Source organism: Alteromonas abrolhosensis (assembly GCF_001953635.1).
GTDB lineage: Bacteria > Pseudomonadota > Gammaproteobacteria > Enterobacterales > Alteromonadaceae > Alteromonas > Alteromonas abrolhosensis.
Genome location: NZ_MEJH01000004.1, coordinates 154343 through 173768 on the forward strand (window position 1 = coordinate 154343; position 19426 = coordinate 173768).

At 44.6% G+C, this 19426-nt stretch carries 19 protein-coding genes; 14 read left to right on the forward strand and 5 right to left on the reverse strand.

Features of this window, described 5'->3' with window-relative positions; translation table 11 throughout:
* Positions 1-3 precede the first annotated feature (3 nt).
* Positions 4-396, forward strand: a complete 393-nt coding sequence (locus tag BGK61_RS08080) for a TerB family tellurite resistance protein (protein WP_014997804.1) — start codon at positions 4-6, stop codon at positions 394-396.
* Positions 397-429: 33 nt separating this feature from the next.
* Complete coding sequence (locus BGK61_RS08085) at positions 430-1686, forward strand: alpha/beta hydrolase (RefSeq protein WP_014997805.1); 1257 nt, start codon at positions 430-432, stop codon at positions 1684-1686.
* Between the two features lie 219 nt (positions 1687-1905).
* Here BGK61_RS08085 and BGK61_RS08090 read toward each other — a convergent pair whose 3' ends face one another.
* The 3 genes from BGK61_RS08090 to BGK61_RS08100 form a co-directional block, all read right to left on the reverse strand.
* The gene (locus BGK61_RS08090) at positions 1906-5022 is read right to left on the reverse strand and encodes an efflux RND transporter permease subunit (protein WP_014997806.1); all 3117 of its coding nucleotides are present in this window, start codon (positions 5020-5022) and stop codon (positions 1906-1908) included.
* A complete protein-coding gene (locus tag BGK61_RS08095; RefSeq protein ID WP_076011786.1) occupies positions 5015-6073 on the reverse strand; it encodes an efflux RND transporter periplasmic adaptor subunit in 1059 nt (352 codons plus the stop codon). Before BGK61_RS08095 ends, BGK61_RS08090 begins: the two co-directional genes overlap by 8 nt.
* Positions 6074-6205: 132 nt before the next feature.
* Complete coding sequence (locus BGK61_RS08100; protein ID WP_014997808.1) at positions 6206-8014, reverse strand: ABC transporter transmembrane domain-containing protein; 1809 nt, start codon at positions 8012-8014, stop codon at positions 6206-6208.
* A 191-nt stretch (positions 8015-8205) separates the two neighbouring features.
* Here BGK61_RS08100 and BGK61_RS08105 point away from each other — a divergent pair, with 191 nt between their 5' ends.
* From BGK61_RS08105 to rplS, 5 genes are all read left to right on the forward strand, one after another.
* Positions 8206-8880, forward strand: a complete 675-nt coding sequence (locus tag BGK61_RS08105; RefSeq protein WP_014997809.1) for a DsbA family protein — start codon at positions 8206-8208, stop codon at positions 8878-8880.
* A gap of 271 nt (positions 8881-9151) precedes the next feature.
* On the forward strand, positions 9152-9403 hold the full coding sequence (gene rpsP / locus BGK61_RS08110) for a 30S ribosomal protein S16 (RefSeq protein WP_014948832.1): 252 nt from the start codon (positions 9152-9154) through the stop codon (positions 9401-9403).
* Between the two features lie 23 nt (positions 9404-9426).
* Positions 9427-9948, forward strand: a complete 522-nt coding sequence (gene rimM, locus BGK61_RS08115) for a ribosome maturation factor RimM (RefSeq protein WP_076011785.1) — start codon at positions 9427-9429, stop codon at positions 9946-9948.
* The gene (trmD, locus tag BGK61_RS08120) at positions 9949-10710 is read left to right on the forward strand and encodes a tRNA (guanosine(37)-N1)-methyltransferase TrmD (RefSeq protein ID WP_014948834.1); all 762 of its coding nucleotides are present in this window, start codon (positions 9949-9951) and stop codon (positions 10708-10710) included.
* Between the two features lie 18 nt (positions 10711-10728).
* Positions 10729-11088, forward strand: a complete 360-nt coding sequence (gene rplS, locus BGK61_RS08125) for a 50S ribosomal protein L19 (RefSeq protein ID WP_024015986.1) — start codon at positions 10729-10731, stop codon at positions 11086-11088.
* Positions 11089-11158: 70 nt separating this feature from the next.
* Here the strand turns inward: rplS and BGK61_RS08130 are convergent, their stop codons facing one another.
* Positions 11159-12043 carry a hypothetical protein gene (locus BGK61_RS08130; RefSeq protein WP_076011784.1) on the reverse strand — a complete coding sequence of 295 codons (885 nt, stop codon included), beginning with the start codon at positions 12041-12043 and terminating at the stop codon, positions 11159-11161.
* Positions 12044-12198: 155 nt separating this feature from the next.
* Here BGK61_RS08130 and BGK61_RS08135 point away from each other — a divergent pair, with 155 nt between their 5' ends.
* The gene (locus BGK61_RS08135; RefSeq protein ID WP_014997813.1) at positions 12199-12837 is read left to right on the forward strand and encodes a trimeric intracellular cation channel family protein; all 639 of its coding nucleotides are present in this window, start codon (positions 12199-12201) and stop codon (positions 12835-12837) included.
* 89 nt (positions 12838-12926) lie between these two features.
* Here the strand turns inward: BGK61_RS08135 and BGK61_RS08140 are convergent, their stop codons facing one another.
* Positions 12927-13643, reverse strand: a complete 717-nt coding sequence (locus tag BGK61_RS08140; protein WP_014997814.1) for an enoyl-CoA hydratase/isomerase family protein — start codon at positions 13641-13643, stop codon at positions 12927-12929.
* A 427-nt stretch (positions 13644-14070) separates the two neighbouring features.
* On the opposite strand from BGK61_RS08140, the gene BGK61_RS08145 reads away from it, so the two are divergent.
* From BGK61_RS08145 to BGK61_RS08170, 6 genes are all read left to right on the forward strand, one after another.
* Positions 14071-15159: a 3-deoxy-7-phosphoheptulonate synthase gene (locus BGK61_RS08145; RefSeq protein ID WP_014948838.1), complete on the forward strand. Its 1089-nt coding sequence runs from the start codon at positions 14071-14073 to the stop codon at positions 15157-15159.
* 76 nt (positions 15160-15235) lie between these two features.
* On the forward strand, positions 15236-16390 hold the full coding sequence (gene tyrA / locus BGK61_RS08150) for a bifunctional chorismate mutase/prephenate dehydrogenase (protein ID WP_014997815.1): 1155 nt from the start codon (positions 15236-15238) through the stop codon (positions 16388-16390).
* Positions 16391-16435: 45 nt separating this feature from the next.
* Positions 16436-17719 carry a pepsin-like aspartic protease gene (locus BGK61_RS08155; protein WP_014997816.1) on the forward strand — a complete coding sequence of 428 codons (1284 nt, stop codon included), beginning with the start codon at positions 16436-16438 and terminating at the stop codon, positions 17717-17719.
* Positions 17720-17755: 36 nt separating this feature from the next.
* Positions 17756-18538, forward strand: a complete 783-nt coding sequence (locus BGK61_RS08160; RefSeq protein ID WP_076011783.1) for an SAM-dependent methyltransferase — start codon at positions 17756-17758, stop codon at positions 18536-18538.
* Positions 18526-19038: a GNAT family N-acetyltransferase gene (locus BGK61_RS08165; protein ID WP_014997818.1), complete on the forward strand. Its 513-nt coding sequence runs from the start codon at positions 18526-18528 to the stop codon at positions 19036-19038. Before BGK61_RS08160 ends, BGK61_RS08165 begins: the two co-directional genes overlap by 13 nt.
* Before the next feature lie 165 nt (positions 19039-19203).
* Positions 19204-19416 (forward strand): hypothetical protein, encoded by a 213-nt coding sequence (locus tag BGK61_RS08170; RefSeq protein WP_014997819.1) that lies wholly within the window; start codon positions 19204-19206, stop codon positions 19414-19416.
* Positions 19417-19426: the final 10 nt, after the last annotated feature.

The window sequence follows — 19426 nt, forward strand, 5'->3', positions numbered from 1 at the left end:
GTTATGCAATTATCAGAACAACAAAGTTTTAACCAAGCCCTTATCAAGCTTTCAGTATTACTTTATCAAGTCGACGGAATGGTTACGTTGTCGGAACAAGACTACCTCAATGCGATGGTGGAGTCGTTGGACTGGCAAAGTCCAATTTGCCGCGAAGCGTTTCTAAACGATACGATTTATCAAACTCGGAAGGCCATCGACACAGGTGGTGCAATTACGTTTTTACGTAGCTTAAAACAGGACCTGTCGTTTGACGCCGAGAAAACGCTAGAGGTAGCGATGGCTATTACGGGCGTTGACGGCGAGCGAAGCGAAGAAGAAACCGAGCTTCTATCATTACTTACCCATAAATTACTCGCCAAGGCACTGGTTTCGGGTAAAGATACTCTGCAATAATCGTTTTTATAGTCATAGATCTTTATATACATAATGCCAAACTTTCTAATCAAAGCGGCACACCTATGTGCTGCTTCTTTTGCGCTGTTCTTATTGAGCGGTTGCCATTCGTCACACAGTTCTCAGTTCAGTGCCAGTGCACAGGCCTTCCCGGTTGGTGTGCAGCCTTTCGATAATTACCTAAATGAAGTTGAACGTTACTTGCTTGAACATCGGGCGTTTATTACTGACAATAAAGTACAAGAAATGTCCATGAACATGCCGTTTGAATGTGGAACACAATACCGCAACATCGGCGTCTTGCTAGTTCATGGATTAGGTGATTCACCTTACTTTTTCAGTGATGTAGCCAACGCCATGTGTAATGAGGGGATTCACGTAAGAACCATCTTGTTGCCGGGACATGGCTCGAAACCTGGAGACATGTTAAACGTTAGCTATCAGCAGTGGCAGGCAGAAACTAATCATCACATACGACTATTTTCCGAAGAAGTAGACAACCTCTACATTGGCGGCTTTTCTACGGGCGCTAACTTGACCACTATTGCAAGCTTCACGATGGCCGAGGAGATTGAAATAAAGGGGTTAATGCACTTTTCTCCAGCCTTTAAGTCACGCTTCTTTGTATCTCGTTTAGCACCCTATATCGATTCATTATTTCCCTGGCCTAATGTAGAAGAGGAAGATAACCCAAGTCGCTATAACTCCACCGCAATGCCGGGTTTCGCTGCCTATCAAGAAAGTGTAAATGTGCTTCAAGATTTATTTTCTCAAACGGAGTTAGCTAAGCGAACATTGAACTTACCTGTACTTATGGTGGTGGCAGAAAAAGACAGTGTAGTTGATACCTTAAAAGTAGCTGCGCAGTTCAGAGATAATTTTACTCATCCCCATAAGTGTCTATTGTGGCAGGGTGAGGATACACCTGATGTGCCTGAAAATACGCTCATCATGCAAACCATGAATGTTCCCGAACAGCGAATTAGCGCAGCCTCTCATATGAGTACACTTTTTTCAGATAAGAACCCGCTATATGGTACTGCGAGTGACTTTCGCATATGTGATAACGGGCAGGGTAATGAAGCTGAAGCGCGCTGCAAAGCGGGCGAGGAAGTGTGGTACGGGCCGTGGGGATTTAAGCCCGACAAAACTGATGAAACGGTGGCATATAGCAAGCATGAAAAAGTGTACGCAAGGCTAACTTATAACCCTTACTTCGGCAGGATGGTCGACCAACTGCTGGCGTTTACCGGTAAAGCCAAAGTCAAAGCGTTCTGTAAAACTTACTAGATGCTAAGGGGCTAAGTTAGGTTCATTTTCAAGTGTACCCTTTCCAAGCTATTACAAAAAAGCCCAAGCCACAAAGCGTGTAACAGCGTTGATGGCTGTTAACACTCGGTTGGTTTGGGCGTATTTCTAATGCTCGAAGCAAATTAAGCTGTACTATGACCACTTTAGTCGACACAGCGGCTATTAAGCCAGCATAGTGCCAACTAAAGCGGCGCAATACTATGAGTGCTGTGCGTTTGCTTCTTCCATTTCCCTTTCAAGTTTAGCGCTTTCGTCTGCACGAGGCTTGGTAAAGCGGGCAAGAGCGAGATATAACACTGGCGTGAGGTAAAGGGTAAATACCACGGCTATACCCAATCCACCAAATACGACCCAGCCAATAGCATTGCGAGCTTCTGCGCCAGCGCCAGTAGATAGAATGAGCGGTAGACCGCCTAAAATTGTTGAAACCAACGTCATCATTATAGGGCGCAAACGCACTTTACCGGCCTCAACAATAGCGTCGTAAATATCATAGCCTTTATCGCGAAGCTGGTCGGCAAATTCAATGAGTAGGATAGCGTTTTTAGCAAGAAGACCTATCAACATTACTAAGCCAATTTGAGAGTAAATGTTGATACTGGTGCCCGTTAAAAACAGGGCGTAGACCGCGGCAGCAATACCGAAAGGAACGGTAAGCATAACCACCACCGCACTGTTCACACTCTCAAATTGTGCAGCTAATACAAGCAGTACGATAACGAAAGCCAAGACGTAGGTTAGTGCTACTTGCTTAGACGTTTCTTCATAAGTTTGCGCCTCACCAAGAAACACAAGTCCTATACCACTAGGTAACGACTCGGCAGCTAAATCGCGGATATTCTCGACCACATCACTAAGTGCTATGTCTTCAGGTAACTCCATTTCCAGTTTAATTGCGCGGCGCTGCGCCTGACGCTCTAATTCAGCAGCAACCCCTTCTTCACTAATAAACGCAACGCTTGAAAGGGGCACCAAATTTCCATCGGTACTTTTCACATACAAGCTAGTAAGCTCGGATGGATCTAATGTACTGCGGTTATTGGTTTGCAGCATGATAGGGATAGATTGGTCGCCTACATTTAAGTCAGCGATATCATCACCATTTACAGCAGCGCGCAGGGTGCTTGCTATGTCGGTAAGCGGCACGCCGAGTTCTTCAGCGCGACGCCTGTCAATATTTACCCTCATTTGAGGTTGGGTAGGGTCGTAACTTATTCTCGGTCTACCTAGCTCAGGTAGTGCTTCTTCAATCTGACGAGAGAATGCTTGTGAAGCTTCGAAAATATTTTCATAAGTATCGCCGGTTAACGCTATTTCAAGTCCGCCGCTTTGACCGCGCAGATTTAAGCTGTTGCCGCCAAAGGCACTACCTGGCGCTCCAGGAATTTGCTGAAGCTTAGGACGTATTTCATTAACCACGTCTTGAAGGGATTTATCTCGGTCATCCCAATGCTTCAAAGGCGCTGTGATAAAAACGATATTGGGATCCCATGAGCCAACCACGGTATAAATTGAATCTATAGTGCCATTGTCTACATAGGGAAGCAGCAGCTCTTCCATTTTCTCGGCTTGTCTGTCCATAAAGTTAAGGCCTGCACCGTCTGGTCCACGTGCAAAAATACGAATTGTGCCTCTGTCTTCACTTGGCAGTAATTCATTATCGATATTTTGCGATAAAATATAAGCGCCTCCGCCTGCTGCCAAACTTAATATACCGACTACCCAGCCATATTTGAGCGCTTTTAATAGTGAGGCTTGATACAGGCGTAAACAAGCATTCCCAAAGCGCCCGAAAGTTTTGCTAAACAGACCACTTTCTTTCGCTTCTTTCACTTTAAGGCGAGCGGTCAGCGCCGGTACCAGTGAAAGTGCGACAAAGGAAGAAATAACAACGGCGCCAGCTAACACGCCACCAAATTCCCTAAATAAACGCCCTGCAGTTGATGGAAGAAAAGCGATGGGAATGAACACCGAGGCGAGTACTGCGGTTGTTGCTACCACTGCGAAGAAAACTTCGCGTGTGCCCACCACGGCTGCGGCACGAGCGCCTAAACCCATACTTCTGCGACGCTGAATATTTTCAGAAACCACAATAGCGTCGTCCACTATCATGCCAGTAGCTAATACAAGGGCAAGAAGGGTAAGGATATTAATGGAAAATCCCATACCCCAAATAATTGCCAGTGCGCCTGCAAGTGATACAGGAATTGAAAGTGCAGGTACGATGGTGGCGCGCCACGAACCGATAAATACTAACAATGTAACAACAACCAGCGCTACGGTAAGGCTGAGAGAGACAACCACCTCTTTTACTGAGTCGCGGATAAACTCTGCGTCATCTGCGGTGACTACGATGTGCATATCAGTGAAGCGCTGGTCGAGGTCTGCGACCATGGCCAGCACTTCGTCTGAAATTTCTATAGTATTGGAGCTAGCCTGACGGATAACACCAACGCCTATTACCGGTGTTCCATCTAAGCGAACTACGCTGGTGGTGTCGGCTGGACCAAAGTACACGCTCGCGACATCATTAATGCGAATGTCGCCGCTAACAACAATGTTGCCCACATCCTCTGCAGATACCGAAGTCGCATCTGCACGTACTATGAGTGCTTGCTCGGCAGACTGAATACTGCCCGCAGGCACGTCAAAGGGAGCAAGCGACAGCGCATTCGCAATATCACTCATTGAAAGACCGAAACTGGTTAGTCGCAGAGGGTCTACCGAAACACGTAGCACACGTTCTCTGTCTCCATCTAACGTAACATCGGCAACGCCTGGGATACTTAAGAATAAAGGTGCAACGTCGGTATCGACGCGCTCGGTGAGGGTTTCCATGTCCAATGTATCGCTTGAAATAGCAAGGCTGACAACAGCCTGAGCGTCGCTGTCGGCTCGGATAATAGAGACTTGTTCGACATCTTCTGGAAGTTGTCGCTGTATTCGACTGACCGACTCTCGCACTTCATTAGCCGCGTCTTCCAAATTAACGCCGGGACGAAATTCAACGCGGACGCGGGCTGAGTTTTCTTCACTTTGCGCGTATATGTCTTTCACTCCACTTACGCGTGCAACAGCACCTTCAAGACGGCCAGTAACTTCCGCATCTACCGTTTCAGGAGACGCGCCTGGAAATTCCGCAGTCACTGTAACGCGAGGAGTGTCTACATCAGGTAATTCACGAACTTCAAGACCACTTAATGCAGCTAAACCGGCTATCGCAATAAGCAGGTTTAATACAACAATCAGTACAGGGCGTCGGATAGATAGAGACGGTAAGTCGCTAACTGAAGAAGATAGGTTAGGATCACTCACCTTGAGGCCCTCCGGCCAGCTCGGTGGTAATTTCTTGTCCGGTACGTAAGCGCTGTACGCCTTCGGAAATTAGTGTGTTACCCTCTTTAATGTCACCCGAAACAAGAATAGTACCTCTAAGACGTTGGTGAACGCTCACATCTACGCGCTTGGCCTTACCGTCCTCAGCAAGCCAAATATAAGCGCCCGTAGCACCCCACAATAGTGCAGCTTCAGGAATAGCAGCAAAGCGATCGCCTTCAATGCTTAAGTTAACTCGAAAGCTCATACCAGGACGGAACTGATCAGAAGAGTTATCCAGTAGGGCTCTTGCGCGAAGGGTTCTGTCAGTTTCACTAATACGTGAATCGACCTGTGCTATTTCAGCTTTCACTACTTTCTCTTTATCACTCCAAGGCTCCAGCGTTACATTTGGCGCGTTAAGTAACACAGGCAATGCAGCTTCAGGCGCTTTGAAGTTAATAAAGAGTTTACTTCTGTTGTCCAAGGTGGTGATCACCGTTTGTTCGTTTATTCGGTCGCCTACTTCAACGTCGGTAATGCCCACCACACCGTCAAACGGTGCAACAATGTGTCTGTCTTCTAAATCTGCCTGAGCTTCTTCCAGAGCAACTTCTGCAAGGTCGCGTTGAGTGCGAGCTAAATCTAATTCGCTAACCGGTACTGCGCCTTGTTTGTAGCTTGAAGCTAATCGTTCTACAGTGCGCTGCGCATCTTCCAAAGTGAGTTTTGCGCGTTTTAACGCCGTTTGCTGTCGTCTGTCGTCAAGGCGAACAAGTACTTTGCCTTTTTCCACCGCTTGGCCGGGTACAAAGTTAATTTCTGTAACTTCGTCGGAAACGGCAGGGTATAACACGATTGAACGAACGGCTTCTGCACTGCCTACAGCTTCCACTTTGCGCGTTTCGTTCATAAATTCAATGGGCTTGGTTACAACAAGTTTAGCTTGTCTGTCCCCCATAAATTGTGCATTTGCAGTTGGCACCATCACCAAAAGAAGAGCGCAAAGAACTGTCCATGTCTTCGATGCACCATAGAATGAATTTTTCATTTTAAACCCGTAGCGTTATTAGAACCGGTACAGAAAAAAATCTGCTGGCCCTTTATTTTTGTTTTACCAATACGTATGTTTTGTAGTCGATTGGCCGACCCGTTATTTGTACCGTATAGCACCACAGGCGGTTCAGCTAAGCAATTGCAGTTCAGCGTATTCCCTGTACAAGGTATCGCTTTTCATTAATGATGCGTGATCGCCGCTACCCACAACCTGTCCTTTATCCATAACTAATATGCGATCGGCGTGCTGCACTGTCGCAAGTCGGTGAGCAATGACAATACTTGTTTTGCCCACCATAAGCCTATCTATGGCTCGCTGAACCATACGCTCACTCATCGCATCAAGCGCACTGGTTGCTTCGTCAAGGAGTAAAATTGGGCGGTCAGCCAAAATAGCGCGAGCAATAGCAATACGTTGTTTTTGACCGCCAGAAAGTTTTACGCCTCGTTCGCCTAATTGTGTGTTGTAGCGCTCATCTAGGTTATCGATAAACTCGTGGGCAAATGCTTGCTTCGCCGCATTAATCACTGCGTCGTCACTTGCAAGTGGGCTGCCGTAGCGAATGTTTTCCAACACGGTATCAGCAAATACCACGGGCTCTTGGGTAACTATGGCAATATGTTGGCGCAGAACATCTACAGGCATTTTGTTGATTGGTGCTCCATTGAACAGTATTTGTCCTGCACTTGGGTCGTAGAAGCGCATTAATAATTGAAACAGCGTTGTTTTTCCTGCTCCACTTGCACCCACTAAAGCAAGGCGTTCTCCCGCTTGAATGTTAATGTTCAAATTATTAAACAAAGGTTTGCTGTTGGGGTAAGCAAAGCTGACATTTTCCAGTTCTATTTTTGGTGCTGCTTTGGAAATTATCGGTTTAGCGCTTGCTTCTTTTAATGTTGGGTATTTTGAAGAAGTAGAGGCTTCAGCTGTGTCAGCATTCAAAGAGCGAATAGCAGGCTCAGTAGTGAATAGCTCGTACAAACGCTCACTTGCACCAACACCTCGCTGTACTTCACCAATGACTTCGCTGATTGTGGCCACACTGCCGCCTGCCATTACGGCATAAAAAAGGAAAGCGGAAAGTTCACCCACTGTCATAGTGCCGTCTAATACTTGTCTTGCCCCTACCCAAGCAATAAAGATGATTGCCGTCATACTGATGCACATGATGCAGCCGATAAGTAGTGAGCGATAGTGAATACGCTTTTTAGCCACATCCATGGCAAGCTCTACTTTTTTGGAAAAATGTAGTCGTTCGGCATTTTCAGCGGTATAGGCCTGTACAGTCATAATTTCATGAAGACTTTCATCAATTCGTGCGCCCAAGTCTGCCACTTTGTCTTGGCTCTCTTTGGCATAACGGCGCACCTGAGGCGCAAGTACCTTGATAGGAACCAATACAGCTGGAACTGCGACAATTACACAGAAGGTAAGTAGGGGACTGGAAAACGTCATAAGCGCCAGTGCACCAACGAAAGTTACAACCGAGCGAAGGGTCATCGACAAACTCATTCCCACCACGGTCTGTATAATTGTGGTGTCGCTGGTAAATCGAGAAATGACTTCGCCAGTTCTAAGTTCCGCAAAAAATGAAGGCGGAAGAGACAGCAAGTGCGCATATACCTGGTTTCTGATATCAGCACTAACCCGCTCGCCAAGCCAAGTCATTAAGTAAAAGCGCGCGTATGTTGCTAAACAGGCCACGATAGTAATGGCTAGCACTAATACTGTGGCTTTGTTTAACGTATCCGCTGCGTTTTCTATGAAGCCGCTGTCGATAGCGTACTTAATGCCTTGCCCAAGTAAAAGCCATGCAACTGCGGCCGTAAAAAGTGCTATAACCGCACCTACAACGCGCATTTTGTAGCGAAGCAAATGTGAGCCAATCCACTGTAAGACTTGTTTGGTTGATACACTGGCGAGTGGTGTTGTCAAAATTACCTCTTTATGCGCATAACTTATTCATAGCGTTGATTTCGCTACGCTTAATATAATTCGTTGTTTGGATTATACGGTAAAGCATGTACATTGGACGTAAGCAATGCGATTACAGCGGCAGTATTTAAGCTGGGATGAAAGTTAGTGTGGCTGAAACGAAGCAAAATAGTTAAAACGGGAAAATAACGATGAGTGAAACACGTACTTTGTATTATGTTCATGATCCAATGTGCAGTTGGTGTTGGGCATTCGTTCCTACTTGGGAGCAAATACAGCGTGAGTTACCCAACGACATTGAGGTTGTCTACTTGCTTGGCGGGCTCGCACCGGATAGTGATTTACCTATGCCGGAACAAATGAAACTTACTATTGCAGGCTATTGGCAAACTATTCAAGATCGTGTGCCTGGAACACAATTCAACTATGATTTTTGGACGCAATGTCAGCCTCGTCGTTCAACCTATCCTTCTTGTCGCGCGGTTCTTGCAGCAAAAGCGCAGGCTAAAGATAGTGATGAAGCAAAAGTATTAGAGCAAGCAATAATCAAGGCAATTCAAGAAGGGTATTACTTGAACGCAAGAAACCCTTCGGATTTTGATACCTTGATAGCATTTGCTAGAGAAATAGGGCTTGATGCTAAGCGTTTTGAGTTAGAGCTTAATAGTGAAAGTACGATTGAGAAATTAAAAGAAGAAATTCAGTTATCACGCAGCATCGGTGCACAAGGCTTTCCCAGTTTAATACTCAACTCGAACAAACTTGCCGAGGCAGACGGTGTTAAAGCAAAAAACGTAAAAAGCGCCCAATGGCAAAACGTTCCCTACGATTATAATGACGCAAGTGTAACCCTGCGGAGTCTTTGAAATTTCCTGAGATTACCTTTCTCAATACGAATACAACAAATATCCTGCTGTTAATTGTTTATTTGTTGAGCCTGGCTTGTTGTGGTGCTGCTATCGGCAATGATTAAGGCAATGCCACCGAGCACGCGCTAATTATAAGTTAAGCAAGACTTTTACTTGCATTGAGTGGCGATATCCGTATAATTCGGCGGCCTTCTAATTGGCGTCTAATTTTTAGACGTGAGTTGAAGGCTTAAGTTAACGGTAACGCTACAACGAGTTTGAGGCATTTATGGTTACTATTCGTTTACAGCGTGGTGGCGCGAAAAAGCGTCCATTTTATCAACTAGTGGTGGCTGATAGCCGTCGTGCAAGAAACGGTCGTTTCATTGAAAACATCGGTTTCTTCAACCCAACTGCACAAGGTCAAGCGGAACGTCTTCGCGTAGATCTAGAGCGTGTTGAATACTGGGTTGGCGTAGGCGCGAGCTTATCAGATCGCGTTTCTAGCTTGGTAAAAGAAGCGAAAAAATCTGCAGCGTAAGCTGCTATTAACTGGTGGTATAGATGAGTCTAGCGTCTGACAAAGTGATTGTTGGCAAAATTGGCGCACCGTACGGTGTTAAAGGTTGGGTCAAAATCAACAGCTATACAGAAACGCCAGAAGGTATTTTTGAGTACGCGCCATGGTTTCTTGGCGATGAAAAAGAATACCAAATTGACCAGTGGCGACCGCACGGTAAAAATCTCGTTGCAAAAATTGTGGGCGTTGATAGTCGAGATGATGCCGAGCGTATCAAAAACTTGGATATCAACATAAACGCTTCACAGCTGCCTGATTTAGGCGACGAAGGGGTTTATTGGCGTGAGCTCACCGGCATGAAAGTGGTAACAACGCAAGGTTACGACTTGGGTCTGGTGAAAGAAGTGTTTAATACAGGTGCTAACGACGTGATTCACGTTAAAGCGAATGTAGGCGATGCTTTTGGTCAAAAAGAAAGACTATTGCCTTTTGTGTTCGACGAAGTCGTACAAGAGGTGGATAAGGAAGCGAAGGTCATTAAAGTTGACTGGGACCCGGGGTTTTAAGTGACACCGGAAAAGTGGTTCGGCGTTGTTAGCCTGTTTCCAGATATGTTTGCCCCTTTTACCCAACAGGGTGTGATAGGTCGAGCAGTTAAGTCTGGAACGTTATCGGTTGACACCTTCAACCCCCGTGACTTTACACATGATCGCCATCGTACAGTAGACGATCGCCCCTATGGAGGCGGACCCGGTATGCTGATGATGGTAAAACCGCTAACCGACGCAATACAAGCTGCCAAGAAAGTTGGTGGCGAAAAAAGTAAGGTGATCTACTTATCACCACAAGGGAAGCCCCTTGACCAAGCAGGCGTACAGCGCCTTGCTAATATTGACCGCACAATTTTAATTTGCGGCCGATATGAAGGCATCGACGAGCGAGTAATCGAAAGCCATGTAGATGAAGAAGTCTCTATTGGTGATTACGTGCTAAGCGGCGGTGAACTGCCAGCAATGGTCCTTATGGACGCGGTTGCTCGATTAGTTCCTGGCGTGTTGGGGCATAAAGCCTCAGCAGTTGAAGATTCTTTCACTGACGGTCTTTTGGATTGTCCGCACTATACGCGGCCCGAAATACTCGATGGTCAAAAGGTACCTGATGTGTTGTTAAGTGGGGACCATGAAAAAATTAGGCAGTGGCGATTGATGCAATCATTAGGTAGAACCTGGCAGCGTCGCCCTGAATTGTTAAATCACCTAGCTCTGACTGAGGAGCAGCAGCGTTTGCTTGAATTATTCCAAGCGCAACTGCAGCAAGATGACAGTTAACTAGGACGAGAGGATATGATGAGCAAAGTCAGTCAAGATATCATCAAAAAAATCGAAGAAGCACAGCTAAAGACTGATGTTCCTGCGTTTGGTCCAGGTGACACAGTAGTTGTTAAAGTTCGCGTTACCGAAGGTGACAAAGAGCGTCTTCAGGCTTATGAAGGTGTTGTTATCGCTAAACGTAACCGTGGTCTGCACTCGTCTTTTACCGTGCGTAAAATTTCTAGCGGCGAAGGCGTTGAGCGTGTGTTCCAAACACACAGCCCGGCAGTTTCTTCAATTGAAGTTAAACGTCGCGGTGCGGTTCGTCGTGCTAAGCTTTACTATCTACGTGAGCGTTCAGGTAAATCTGCACGTATCAAAGAGAAGCTTAACTAAGATTACTAATCCTTGCGTTATTGTTAACTTCGAAAAAGCCCGCTTCAAGCGGGCTTTTTTGTGTTTGAGACTAATAAAGCTCAATTATGTACTTTGTCATATCGTACATTGGTGTAGGCGTAGTCAACGGTATGTAGTCCCCTAAGTCGGGAAGCTTGGCTACTCGCTTGATAAGCTTCTCAGCTGTGCGACAATGCGCTAACAACTCTTCTGATATGGTAACGGTTTGTCTAGTAATACCACTTTGGGGATGCGTAAACGACCAACTAATTTCTTCACCCTCTTCAAAAAGTTCACTTTTTAAAATCATTGGTATCGTTGGAAAAGCTGGGTACAGCCTCTGTGTAAGACCTTGCATTCCCGTAGAGTCATCAAAAATAATGTATTTAAGACCGTAGCGTTGAGATTGAATAATTCTTCTGGCTGAATCAATGTGATCATCAAAGTAGGCTAAAGAATTACTAGGAAGGTTATTGAAGCTCAACTCGGAAAAATCTTTGTCATCGATCAATGTAAACTTTTCGCCCTTTGCGAGTGGAAGTTTTAGTTTTGACAAGTCCGGGTCTATCGCTACTACTTTTTTAAGAGATTCATTATCTATAAAAGCATGTAATGAGCTACCTATAAATACACCTGACTCTACATAAAAATCAGGGTTTAGCACTTTACTTAAGCACCAAAAATTTAAATGGTCCTTTTCTCGAACTCCCCCCTTTTTAAATAGCCCAAGTTGTATTGCTTCAGAGTGGTAGTGATTATAGGCTTCACATAACTCATGTACATTCAGTGCTCTTTTGTCCACAGAAAAAAAACTGGAATAAAAGCAAATAGCCTCTTTTACTGCTTCAGCACGCAATCGTTGAAGCAATGTTTCACTTAGTTGTGTTTCGCTAAATCGACCATCGCTTGCCCTTGAGATCCAAGGATTTTTTTCCATCAGAAATTGTTCTTTCATTATTTTTCTCTTTGTAATTTATAATCAGTCTATCGGCAACTCAGCATTTTCGTTTAACAATTAGTTTGAATTGAGGCTATCTGAAGTTGATCGACTTTTTGAACTTCTCTGTTACTACTACTACATTAAGATTAAATTTTCGCATTGAGTAGACTATGAGTTCTGACTACTTTCTATTTTTAAATATCGTTGGCGTCGCATTTTTTGCTGTATCGGGCGCATTGCTGGGGCATGACAAAAGTATCAATGGGTTTGGCATTGTTGTTGTCGGCGTAATGACAGCCCTTGGCGGAGGTACTTTAAGAGACCTCCTATTAGGAAAACCAATTTTCTGGGTCGAAACCTCAGAGTATCTGCTAGCAACTTATTCAGCTATATTCGCGACAGTCTTATTCATTCGCTATATGCCTTCACCTTCCAATTTTTACTTTATACTTATCGACACCATAGGGCTTGCTATTTTTAATGTCGTAGGCATCGAGAAAGCACTCATTAGTGGAACCGGAATGATTGTCGCCTTAACGATGGGCATGACAACCGGTATCTTCGGGGGCTTGATGCGCGATGTGGTTTGCAGAGAAGTACCTTACGTTATGCGTGGAGATGTTTATGCAAGTGCATGTTTTGCAGGTGGTCTCACCTACGCCGCCTTGTTTGCCCTAGACATCCCTTACATTTGGTGCATTTTAGGCTCTATCTCTGTAACAGTTTTACTGAGAATTGCATCGTTGCATTGGGGGGTTAAAGTCGATCTTTTTAGGAAGAGAACACCAAGACCTAAAAAAACAGTATAGAGCCCAACATTGATATGCCCGTGAAGAGTCTTATTAGCAAATATCGGTGAAGCGTCTTAAGTGACGCTTCACCAAAGCGCCTATTATTCTTATGCCATTAGGGCAAGCGCTTCAATTAAAGGCTTATTCTCGCTATCGATAATGTGGATAATATGTTTGTGCAGACGCTTTTTGTGTTCGCCAAAAATACCTCGCTTTTTATCAAAGGTCTTAGCGTAATTCAGCGCACCTTCTAGCAGTGTTTCTTGTGTGTCGTACGCCTTTTCTACGACATGGTCTTGCTCTAACTCTTTGCCGGAAACACGTCTCCCGGATAGCTTCATTTCGTTGAACCTATAATATGGCATCGCTTTTTTAACGAATTCAATCATGCCGGGTAGGAAAGGAATGGAGAGATCCACTTCAGGGAAGCAGAAGAACCCTTTGTCAGCGCGCATGAATCTGAAGTCGCAAGCACACGCTAAAATTGCACCATTGCCGAAGGCGTGACCATTGATAGCAGCAATAACAGGAAGAGGGAAGAGAAGAAGTGTTTTAAATACCTCGTCCATATCGTGCATGAATTGCTTTATTTCTTCAGTACGGCCGGTTTTCATTGCCGGCATCAACCAATCTGTATCTATGCCTAAACTAAAGCATTTCTCGTCGTTCGATGTGATCACTAGCGCTTTGCAGTTTTCATTACTTTTGATGGTATTTAAAGCCGATAGCATTTCTTTAGCGAAAAGAGGGTTATGGCGGTTTTCACCATTTTGCATGGTTAAAAGGGCGACATCGCCAGTGTAGGTAATTGCTAGATTTTGCATTATTTTCTCGTTTTTATTCCATTACCGCAATGATACAAAATCCTGTCACCGAAAGAGAAATTTAGCTTATTTATGTTGGCCAATTATTTTTTTATTTTTGCTAAGCAAAAAAAGCACGCGAGCGAGTTACGTAGACGAAGGCTTCTGCGCTAGAGGTTTCTACGTATAAGCCTCACTGCCGATTAAAAATTGTGCTATTAATGCGTGCTATTGACATTCAGTCATGCTCATATCCTTCGAATCTAGCCTAGATTAAAGTATTATTCGTTATTACTTGCGCTATTACGCTTTAGTTGCTAAAAAGTCAACGACGTTAAAGAAATATAGAAAAGCTGGTTGTACAATAAGGTTTACATGCAGATTGCACACTCTTTTGGCGTTTTATTTTCCGTTTTTTATTTGTAGTTAAGAGAGTAAGAGAGCTCCCATGATCAAGGACACCGTAAATAATGTTCACGTAAGTACAGAAGATGTACTTATAACTCCAGAAGCGCTTAGTGCTGAATTGCCTGTGTCAGACAAAGCGTTAGCGGCTATCTCAGAGTCTAGAAAAATTGTTTCAGACATCATTCATCGCCGCGATCATAGATTACTTGTTGTGTGTGGACCGTGCTCTATACACGATGTTGAAGCAGCGAAAGAATATGCGCTTAAGCTCAAAGAGCTTCATGAATCATGCAAAGACACGCTATTTATTGTTATGCGCGTGTACTTCGAAAAGCCGCGCACTACAACTGGGTGGAAAGGTTTAATCAACGACCCGCATATTGACGGTACATTTGATATCGAAACCGGTCTTCGTAAAGCAAGAGAGCTGTTAATTTGGCTTGCTGAATTAGAGCTGCCTGTTGCCACTGAAGCACTAGATCCAATTAGTCCGCAATACCTTGCAGAGCTATTTAGCTGGGCTGCGATAGGTGCGCGCACCTCTGAATCGCAAACACACCGTGAAATGGCCAGTGGTTTGTCTATGCCAGTGGGTTTCAAAAATGGTACTGACGGAAGCTTGGATATTGCTATCAATGCGCTTAAATCTGCCGCATCGGGTCACCGTTTTATGGGAATTAACAAGCAAGGCCAGGTTAGTATTATCGGAACGAGCGGTAATCCAGATGGTCATATTATTCTTCGCGGCGGAAAGCAGCCAAACTACGACTCGGTATGCGTGTCAGAATGTGAAATTGAGCTACAGGATGCAGGTTTGACGGCGGGCTTGGTAGTGGATTGCAGCCATGCAAACTCATCGAAAGATTATCGCCGCCAGCCATTGGTTGCTCAGAACGTGGTTAATCAAATCCTAGAAGGCAATCAGTCTATCATTGGCGTTATGTTGGAAAGTCACTTGAAACCCGGTAATCAAAAAGCTGAAGGTAAAAAGCCAGAAGAACTTGAGTATGGCGTTTCAATTACTGACGGATGTATTGATTGGGAAACCACAGAGAACTTAATATCTCAAACCAGAGATAAGTTGATAACTGTGTTACCCTTACGCCAAAATAAGCGCACGGTGGCATAAGTACAAGTAACGCCCATAGAGGCAATTTAGTTATTGCCTCTAAGCACCGTGCCATTTGATTCAAGGATAAGACAGAATGGCCGATTTATCGCAGCACTTAAAAAAGTTAGATACGCTGCGTGAAGGTATCGACGAGCTGGATACCCAGCTTGTGGAATTACTCGCAAAACGCAATCAAATTACAACCCAGGTCGGCCAAATTAAGGCTGAAGCTGGCATGCCCGTTTACGTACCAGAGCGCGAAAAAGCGTTGATCGCCTCCCGCCGTGCTCAGGCAGAAGCGCTAGGGGTGTCTCCCGAACTCACCGAAGACTTATTACGTCGAGTAATGCGAGAGTCTTATCATACGCAAAACAACAAATATCGCTGTGTGAAACCTGATGTCGACAACGTTGTTGTAATTGGTGGAGCAGGGGCGCTTGGCCGTGTGTTCGTGAGCTTGTTCGAACGCAGTAATTACAATGTTTCGGTTGTGGAAAAAGATGACTGGGACAATGGAAGAGCAGTATCTCTATTAAGTAGTGCTTCATTGGTTGTAGTTGCAGTTCCAATTAACTTAACAGAAGCTGTAATAAGCAAGCTCACTATGCTGCCAAAAGATTGTGTGCTTGCAGATATAACCAGTATTAAAGCTAAGCCGCTTGAAGCGATGCTTGCCGCGCACGCTGGCCCCGTTGTTGGATTACACCCCATGTTCGGTCCTGATGCGCCCGGAATGATTAAACAGGTAGTGGTAGTGTGTGATGGGCGTGGCAGTGAGAAGTACAGCTGGCTGATTGAGCAAATGCGAATTTGGGGAGCTACAATTCATGACTCAAGCGCACAAGAACATGACCAAGCCATGGCTTACATTCAGGTAATGCGTCACTTCAACACGTTTGTGTACGGGCAGCACCTAAAAGGTGAAGATCCCAATCTTGAATCACTCACCATGTTTAGCTCACCTATATATCGCTTAGAACTCGCGATGGTAGGTCGACTGTTCGCTCAGTCACCACAACTATACGCAGATATTATCTTCAATAATCCCGACAATTTCGCGCTTCTACGCCGCTTTTATGAACGTTTTGGGATTGCATTGTCATTACTTGAAAATGGCGATAAAAAAGGGTTTGTCGAACAGTTCATGAAGGTTGGCGCATGGTTTGGAGACTATGCCAAAAAATGCTTGGTAGACAGCAAACAGATGTTGTTAAAAGCGGACGATGGTCAGCTTTTAAGAGATAAGTAGTTGTAACAGGCTGTTAAGAGCCAAAGCTAATTTAAGGTAGCCAACGTGACTCGCTCTCTTCGATTGCCAATTACCAATACTTTCGCTGATGGCGGCTATAGTGTGAGAGCACATGTAGGCGCGGATCAGCAAGCAGTTCATCTGATTCTAGATACGGGAAGCGCTACGCTTGCTTTGGGCCACGCGCACTATCATGTAGAAAAAGATAATTATGTTGAGTTTACCTACTACTCTCAATCCATAAAATATGCAGAAGGCAGTTGGCACGGCCCTGTGGTCAAAACGACAGTGCGCCTTGGCATTTTTGGTCACAGTGTGACGCTACCTCAAACTTTCGTCGCGATTGCAAAAGAGCCAAATTCGCCCGAACAACCTTGCTTTAAGAAAGCTGACGGAATTATGGGGTTGGCGTATCAACCACTAAATCACGCTTATCGCTACTGTGATGAAACCAAAGAAAAACTAAGTGAGTATGATCTTTATAGTGTTTTACTCTCGGATTCTGTAGAAACTGAACAAGCTGAACTAAACGTAGATAAGCCGATTGCCACAACGTTGCCCAGTTATTTTTCATATCTTGAGCAACAACATATAACAGCGAATAAGTTTGCGTTCTGGTTGCATCGTTCAAGTATTTATAACGTCGACAGTAACTGTCTTACCGCTGCGCTAGCTCATCGAACAAATTATGGGCTATTTGTGGTTGGTGAACCCCTATTTCACAAAGACTTATATTCGCCTCCTTTGTTGAATGCGAAAGTACTTCACGACAAGTTTTATAACGTCACGTTGAAAGCTATAGAGTGCGAGGGTGTGGCCACTAATGCGCCGGTGTTGAAAGCTTCCGATCAAGCTCGCTGGTGTTCAAATGCTATTGTCGATACAGGTGCTACTGTCATAGGCTTACCGGAGTCGCTGTATGATGATGTGATGGGGCAGATTCACGCGTGCGTTAGAAATGCCGATGTGTTGCTCGCGCCATTCACGGCTTTTTCGTTTCAAGAGCAAGGTATTCCATTAACGGAATTAGATCTTACAAAATGGCCAACGCTAACGTTTATACTTGAGGGGGAGCACGGGGAAGACATAGCGCTAAGGCTTCCTCCTGATGCATATTGGCAGATACACGCGCCGTCATACAACGAAGCGTCCTTTAAAATGTTTCCCTTAAAACACTGGCCAAATCAAACTATTCTGGGGCTTCCGCTGATTTCTCAATACTATACAATTTTTGACAGAGCACGAGGTGAATTTGGCGTGGTGTCCTTCGCACACAAAGTCACTGCTGGCCAAACAGTTGAAACACTAAAGCAAATTTTTAAAAAATAATAACTGACATCAAATAACAACAATAAGGGAATTTTAATGCAGCGGGGTAGTTTGGTTTGCGTGGGAACTGGCATGATGGTTGGCGCGCACATGTCGCCATTATGTCAAAGTCATATAGAACAGGCAGACGTCGTATTTGTATGCGTAGCCGAACACTATATGGAAGCGTGGATCACGTCTTTGAACAATAATACCGTCAATCTTCAATCATTCTATGAAGATGGAAAAGACCGTCACGAAACGTATGCCCAGATGACAAATGCGATGCTAGATAAGGTGCAACAAGGCCAAAAAGTTGTTGGGGCGTTTTACGGTCACCCCAGTGTATTTGCAAAAGCGCCGCTAGATGCAATAAACAGAGCCAAACAAAAAGGCTTCGAAGCATACATGCTACCTGGTATTTCCGCGGAATCGTGCCTGTATGCTGATTTGGGCGTCGACCCTGGGGCAGTTGGTTGCCAGCATTATGAAGCAAACCAATTCCTTAAATTCAAACGGGAAATAGATACCGCTGCATACTTAATTTTATGGCAAGTGGGTGTTGTCGGCGACTTTTCAAGCGCTGTATATACTTCAACGCCACTTCAGCGAAAAAAGCTCACAGATAAATTACTGTCAATTTATAACGCCGAGGATACTGCTATTTTGTACGAAGCAGCAACGTTACCTATTGAAGGTTTCAGAGCAGAAAGTATTGCTATTGGTGACTTGCATGAACACGAAATTAATCAACATACAACGCTGGTTATTCCACCGATAAAAACACTGAAGCTTGATGATACTGACTACTCCGCAAATAGTAATTTATGCAATTCGTAACGCATCGTTTTACTTGCGAACTGCTTGACGCTAAGTGGGCTGCAGAGGCGGCAGCTCTGTATCAAGATGAGAAAGTAATGCGGTTAATTGGCACGCCCCTGACTAAAGCCGAAAGTGAGCGAGTGACTAGTGGGTTCATTGAAGCAAACCGTCAGCCTTGGCCAACGCAGAAAGTCTGGGTAATAACATGCAATTACACAAAAGCATTTTGCGGTATTCAGATGTTACGTAAACATACTCACAAGAATAGTGCAGAGATTGGCATAATGTTAGCTCGAAAGATGAATGGCAAAGGGGCTGCTCGGGAAGCGATGGGAGCCTTGGTTGACTACGGTATTTCACATGTAAATCTCGACCGCATCGTTGCTCAGTTCCAAATACGCCATTTGGCAACACGGCGATTAGTTACTCAATTGGGCTTTGTTAAGAAAAACGACAGTTTATCAACGGGAAGCAAAAGCGAACTAACAACCTATACTTTTGAACGTCTTTGTAACTGAGTTATCGTCAACCGACCGATTAACCATAAGTTGCCCTTAAACGCGACGCGTGTGTCCACTCGCACTGGTATTATATGTCAAAAAGACTATACGTAATTGATTAACATCCCATCAATTTGTTGATAATCTAGTATTAACTAAAAATTATAAGCTGAATACACACTCATGAAGGCGCTAAAAGAATTACTAGCAATTGCACAAGATGCATCTAAACAAAGCAACTCCGACATTATTGCTCAGTTCAAGGCTGATCACGCTGATGAACTTTCAAAAGACAAAGAAAAAATGTGGTGTCTTTTGATGCCAGAAGACGAAGAGCAAGAAGCGCCAGGAGATGCACCAGACAGTGGCGAAAAGAACCAAGTTTCAATTCACTAACCGTGATAGT

Coding starts and splice junctions, on each gene's coding strand:
- BGK61_RS08080 (WP_014997804.1), top strand. CDS start 4: ATGCAATTATCAGAACAACAAAGTTTTAACCAAGCCCTTATCAAGCTT.
- BGK61_RS08085 (WP_014997805.1), top strand. CDS start 430: ATGCCAAACTTTCTAATCAAAGCGGCACACCTATGTGCTGCTTCTTTT.
- BGK61_RS08095 (WP_076011786.1), bottom strand. CDS start 6,073: ATGAAAAATTCATTCTATGGTGCATCGAAGACATGGACAGTTCTTTGC.
- BGK61_RS08105 (WP_014997809.1), top strand. CDS start 8,206: ATGAGTGAAACACGTACTTTGTATTATGTTCATGATCCAATGTGCAGT.
- rpsP (WP_014948832.1), top strand. CDS start 9,152: ATGGTTACTATTCGTTTACAGCGTGGTGGCGCGAAAAAGCGTCCATTT.
- rimM (WP_076011785.1), top strand. CDS start 9,427: ATGAGTCTAGCGTCTGACAAAGTGATTGTTGGCAAAATTGGCGCACCG.
- rplS (WP_024015986.1), top strand. CDS start 10,729: ATGAGCAAAGTCAGTCAAGATATCATCAAAAAAATCGAAGAAGCACAG.
- BGK61_RS08130 (WP_076011784.1), bottom strand. CDS start 12,043: ATGAAAGAACAATTTCTGATGGAAAAAAATCCTTGGATCTCAAGGGCA.
- BGK61_RS08135 (WP_014997813.1), top strand. CDS start 12,199: ATGAGTTCTGACTACTTTCTATTTTTAAATATCGTTGGCGTCGCATTT.
- BGK61_RS08140 (WP_014997814.1), bottom strand. CDS start 13,643: ATGCAAAATCTAGCAATTACCTACACTGGCGATGTCGCCCTTTTAACC.
- BGK61_RS08145 (WP_014948838.1), top strand. CDS start 14,071: ATGATCAAGGACACCGTAAATAATGTTCACGTAAGTACAGAAGATGTA.
- tyrA (WP_014997815.1), top strand. CDS start 15,236: ATGGCCGATTTATCGCAGCACTTAAAAAAGTTAGATACGCTGCGTGAA.
- BGK61_RS08160 (WP_076011783.1), top strand. CDS start 17,756: ATGCAGCGGGGTAGTTTGGTTTGCGTGGGAACTGGCATGATGGTTGGC.
- BGK61_RS08165 (WP_014997818.1), top strand. CDS start 18,526: ATGCAATTCGTAACGCATCGTTTTACTTGCGAACTGCTTGACGCTAAG.
- BGK61_RS08170 (WP_014997819.1), top strand. CDS start 19,204: ATGAAGGCGCTAAAAGAATTACTAGCAATTGCACAAGATGCATCTAAA.